This is a genomic window from Streptomyces sp. NPDC058741 (assembly GCF_042746715.1).
Taxonomy (GTDB): domain Bacteria; phylum Actinomycetota; class Actinomycetes; order Streptomycetales; family Streptomycetaceae; genus Streptomyces.
Genome location: NZ_JBHYQH010000095.1, coordinates 1 through 4,663, shown reverse-complemented (window position 1 = coordinate 4,663; position 4,663 = coordinate 1). Strand labels below are relative to the sequence as shown.

Annotated in this window: 1 protein-coding gene; it reads left to right on the top strand. The window is 75.1% G+C overall.

The features are described from left to right. On the top strand, positions 1 to 4,663 hold a 4,663-nt coding region (locus ACFW6P_RS31965; RefSeq protein WP_386425765.1), incomplete at both ends, for an SDR family NAD(P)-dependent oxidoreductase.

The following is a 4,663-nucleotide window of genomic DNA, read 5'->3' as shown; positions in this document are numbered from 1 at the left end:
CGGCGGTGACGGCCGACTCCCTCGACCAGCTGGTGGAGGCCCTGCGGGCACTCGCCGACGGCCGCCCCCACCCCGCCCTCACCCAGGGCACCGCCACCCGGGGCGAGTCCGCGGTGCTGTTCACCGGCCAGGGCAGCCAGCGCATCGGCATGGGACGCCGCCTCCACGCGGCGCTGCCGGTGTTCCGGGACGCGTTCGACGAGGCCTGCGCCGCTCTCGATCCGCATCTGAGCCGCCCGCTGGCCGAGGTGGTCCTCGCCGCCGAGGACAGCGCCGACGCGGCCCTGGTGCACGAGACGGAGTTCACGCAGCCCGCGCTGTTCGCCTTCGAAGTGGCGCTGTTCCGCCAGTGGCAGTCATGGGGCGTCCGGCCCGCCGCGGTGGCCGGGCACTCGATCGGCGAGCTGGCGGCCGCGCACGTGGCGGGTGTCCTGGACCTGGCCGACGCGGCACGTCTCGTGGCGGCCCGCGGCCGGCTGATGCAGGCGTGCGAGCGCGGTGGCGCCATGGCGTCGGTCGAGGCGTCCGAAGCGGACGTGACCGACGTGCTCGCCGGCATCGACGGCCGGATCTCGATCGCGGGCCTCAACGGCCCGGCCCAGACGGTCGTCAGCGGTGACGGGACGGCGGTGGAGGCCGTCACGGCGCACTTCGCCGGACAGGGCAGGCGCACCCGGCGGCTGGAGGTGTCCCACGCCTTCCACTCGCCCCACATGGACGCCATGCTCGCCGAGTTCCGGGCGGTCGCCGAGAGCTGCCGCTTCCAGGCCCCGGCCGTCCCGCTCGTCTCGTCCGTGACCGGACTGCGGGCCGACGAGGACCTGGCAGCCGGTGAGGGAGTGCGCTCCCCGCTGTACTGGGTGCGCCAGGCGCGCGACGCGGTGCGGTTCCTGGACGTCGTGCGTGCCGTCGAGCAGCAGGGCGTCACCCGGTTCCTGGAGTGCGGGCCCGCCGCCGTCCTCTCCGCCATGGGCGCCGCCTGCTCGGAGCGGGACGGTGTGTTCGTGGCCTCGCAGCGGTCGGACGCCGGCGAGTCCGGCGGGACGGACGAGATCCGCACGCTCGTGCAGGCGCTCGGCGGCCTGCACGTGGCCGGGGAGGAACTCGCCTGGCAGGACATCCTCCCCGCCGGCTCCGGCGCCGCCCCGCTGACGCTGCCCACGTACGCCTTCCAGCGGGAGCACCACTGGCTGGAGAGGGCCGGTCAGGTCGGCGGCGATCCGGAGTCGGTCGGGCTCGAGCGCCCGGGGCACCCGTGGCTCGGCGCCGCGACCGTGCTCGCCAACGGCGAGGGGCACCTGTTCACCGGCAAACTGTCGCCGAACGAGCACCCCTGGCTCCGCGACCACGTCGTCCACGGCATCGCCCTCGTTCCCGGCACCGGTCTGCTGGAGCTGGCTCTCGCGGCCGCGCACCGCACCGGCGCGGCGGGGGTGGCCGAGCTCACGCTGCTCGAACCGCTCGTGCTGGACGAGGCCGTCCGGCTCCAGGTCGTCGTCGGGGCCCCGCGCGGCGACGGGGGGCGCACGGTCGGCATCCACAGCCGTACCGAGGGCTCCGCCCACGACACCTGGCGGCAGCACGCCGTCGGCGAGCTGCTGGAGCACGCCGAGCAGACCGGCGAGCCCGAGCCGCAGCAGTGGCCGGCGCCCGACGTGGAACGCGTCGAACTGGACGACTACTACCGGGACTTCCACACCCTGGGCCTGCAGTACGGGCCCGCCTTCCAGGGGCTGGCCGAGCTGTGGCGCAAGGGGGACACCGCGTACGCCGAGGTCCGGCTCCCCGACGACCTGCGCACCGCGGACTACGGCGTCCACCCGGCCCTGCTCGACGCCGCCCTGCACGGGCTCGCCGCGCTGCGAGCCCAGGACTCCCCGCAGGGCACGGGCGTTCTGCTGCCCTTCGCCTGGAGCGGTGTGGAATGCCGGGTGGCCGAGAGCACCGCCCTGAGGGTGCGGGTCGACCTCGACCGTACGAACGCCACCGCCTCGCTGCACGCGACCGACGCGGCGGGCCGCCTCGTGCTGAAGGTCGCGGCGCTGCGGCTGCGCGAGGCGACAGCCGAACAGCTGCGCGTCCGCGGAACCGTGGAACACCTCTACAGCGTGGCCTTCCAGGCCCTGCGCCACCCGAAGCCGGCGGACGGGCACACCCGGACCTGGGTGGTGGGCGGCACCGGAGACCTCGCCGACCGCCTCGGCGGCACCGGCCACGCCTCGGACCCCGTACGGCACTGCCCCGACACGGACGCGCTGACCGCACTGCTCGACGCCGGTGAGCAACCCCCCGCACGGCTCGTCGTCGACGCGACGGCCCTCGACGGGGAAGAGGCGTACGCCTCCGCCCTGGCCGCGGTGACCGGCACCCTGCGGACGGCCCGGAGCCTGCTCGCCGACGAACGACTGGAGTCCACCGAACTCGTCTGGGTCACCCGTGACAGCGTGGCGGCCTCGCCCGCCGACCCGCTCGACGGATGGGCCGGCGCCCCGGTGTGGGGCCTCATCCGCGCCGCGCGCGCCGAACACCCCGAGCGGACGGTACGGCTCGTCGACCTCGACGCGCGGGACCTCGACGCCGACGTCCTCGCCCGCGCCCTCGCCGCGGCCGACGAGCCGGAGACCGCCGTACGTGCGGGCGAGGTGCTGGCCTCGCGGCTCGTGCCCGAACCCACCGTCGACGAGACGGACGCGGCCCACCGGCTCGACCCGGACGGCTCCGTGCTCCTCACCGGCGGCACCGGCGAACTCGGCCGGCGCGTCGCCCGCCACCTGGTGCACACGCACGGCGTGCGCCACCTGGTGCTCACCTCACGGCGCGGCGCCGACGCCCCCGGCGCCGACGAACTGGTGCGGGACCTGACCGACGCCGGAGCCGAGACCGTGTCCGTCGTCCGGTGCGACGTCGCCGACCGCGACCAGCTGGCCGCCGTGCTGGCCGCCGTCGCTCCCGAACACCCCTGGACCGGCGTCTTCCACCTCGCGGGAGTCACCGACGACGGGCTGCTGGCCGACCAGGACGAGGACCGCGTCCGCCGGGTCATGGACCCCAAGGCCGCAGGCGCCCTCCACCTGGCGGACCTCACCGCCCGCCTCGACCTGTCCGCCCTTGTCCTCTTCTCCTCCGTCTCCGGTGTCCTCGGCGGACCGGGCCAGAGCAACTACGCGGCCGCCAACGCCTGGCTCGACGCCCTGGCGGCCCGGCTCAGGCGGCAGGGCCGCCCGGCCGTCGCCCTGTCCTGGGGCATGTGGGAGCAGAGCGGTGACGGCATGACCGCGCGGCTGGGCCGGGCCGACCTCGCCCGCATCCGCCGTCAGGGCATAGGCGCCCTGACGGAACGGCAGGGCCTGCGCGCCCTGGACCAGGCGCTGGCCGGTGACCGGGCCCGGCTGGTGCCCGTACGGCTCGAACTCGCCGCCGTGCAGCGCGAGGCCGACCGGGGCGAAGACGTCCACCCTCTGCTGCGCGGCCTCGTACGCACCACGTCACGGCGTACGCCGTCCCGGTCCGGGTCCGGCGTGCGGGACCGGCTGGCCGCCCTGCCGCAGGAGGAACGGCTCCCCACTCTCCTCGCACTCGTGCGGCAGGAGGCTGCCGCCGTCCTGGGCGGTGCCGGGCAGGACGGCATCGGCGAACAGCAGGTGTTCCAGCACCTGGGCATGGACTCCATGACGGCCGTGGAGCTGCGCCGCCGGCTGACCGCCGTCACGGGCGTACGGCTGCCGTCCACCCTTGCGTTCGACTACCCCACCCCGGCGGCCGTGGCCGGACTGCTGCTGGACCGGATGGAGCTCACCCCGGCCGCCGCTCCCGCGGCCGGCCGCCCGATGCGGGCGACCGACGCGGCGGAGCCGATCGCGGTGGTGTCGATGGCGTGCCGCCTGCCGGGCGGTATCGACACCCCCGAGGCGTTCTGGGCGCTCCTGGCCGAGGAACGGGACGGCATCGGCCCGTTCCCGCAGCGCTGGGACGCGCTCGACGTGTACGACCCGGACCCGGAGGCCGTCGGCAAGAGCTACATCCGGGAGGGCGGTTTCCTCGCCGGTGCCGAGGACTTCGACGCCGGGTTCTTCGGTATCTCGCCGCGTGAGGCGGTGTCGATGGATCCGCAGCAGCGGCTGGTGCTGGAGGTGTCGTGGGAGGCGCTGGAGCGGGCCGGCATCCGGCCCGAGACGCTGAGCGAGAGCCGTACCGGCGTCTACCTCGGCACCATGGGGTCCGACTACAGCACCCAGCAGGGCCGGGGACTGGCGGAACTCGACGGCTACGTCGGGACGGGCAACGCGTCCAGCGTCGTCTCCGGACGGGTCGCCTACACGCTGGGCCTCCAGGGCCCGGCCATCACGGTCGACACGGCCTGCTCCTCCTCCCTCGTCGCTCTTCACCTCGCCGCCCAGGCGCTGCGCCAGGGCGAGTGCGAACTCGCGCTGGCCGGCGGCGTCACCGTCATGTCCACACCCACCCCGTTCGTCGAGTTCTCCCGCCTCAACGGGCTGGCCCCCGACGGGCGGTGCAAGTCCTTCTCCGACCAGGCCGATGGCACGGGGTGGTCGGAGGGTGTGGGTGTACTGGTGCTGAAGCGGTTGTCGGTCGCGGAGCGTGACGGTGATCGGGTGCTGGCTGTGGTGCGTGGGTCGGCGGTGAACCAGGACGGGCGCAGTCA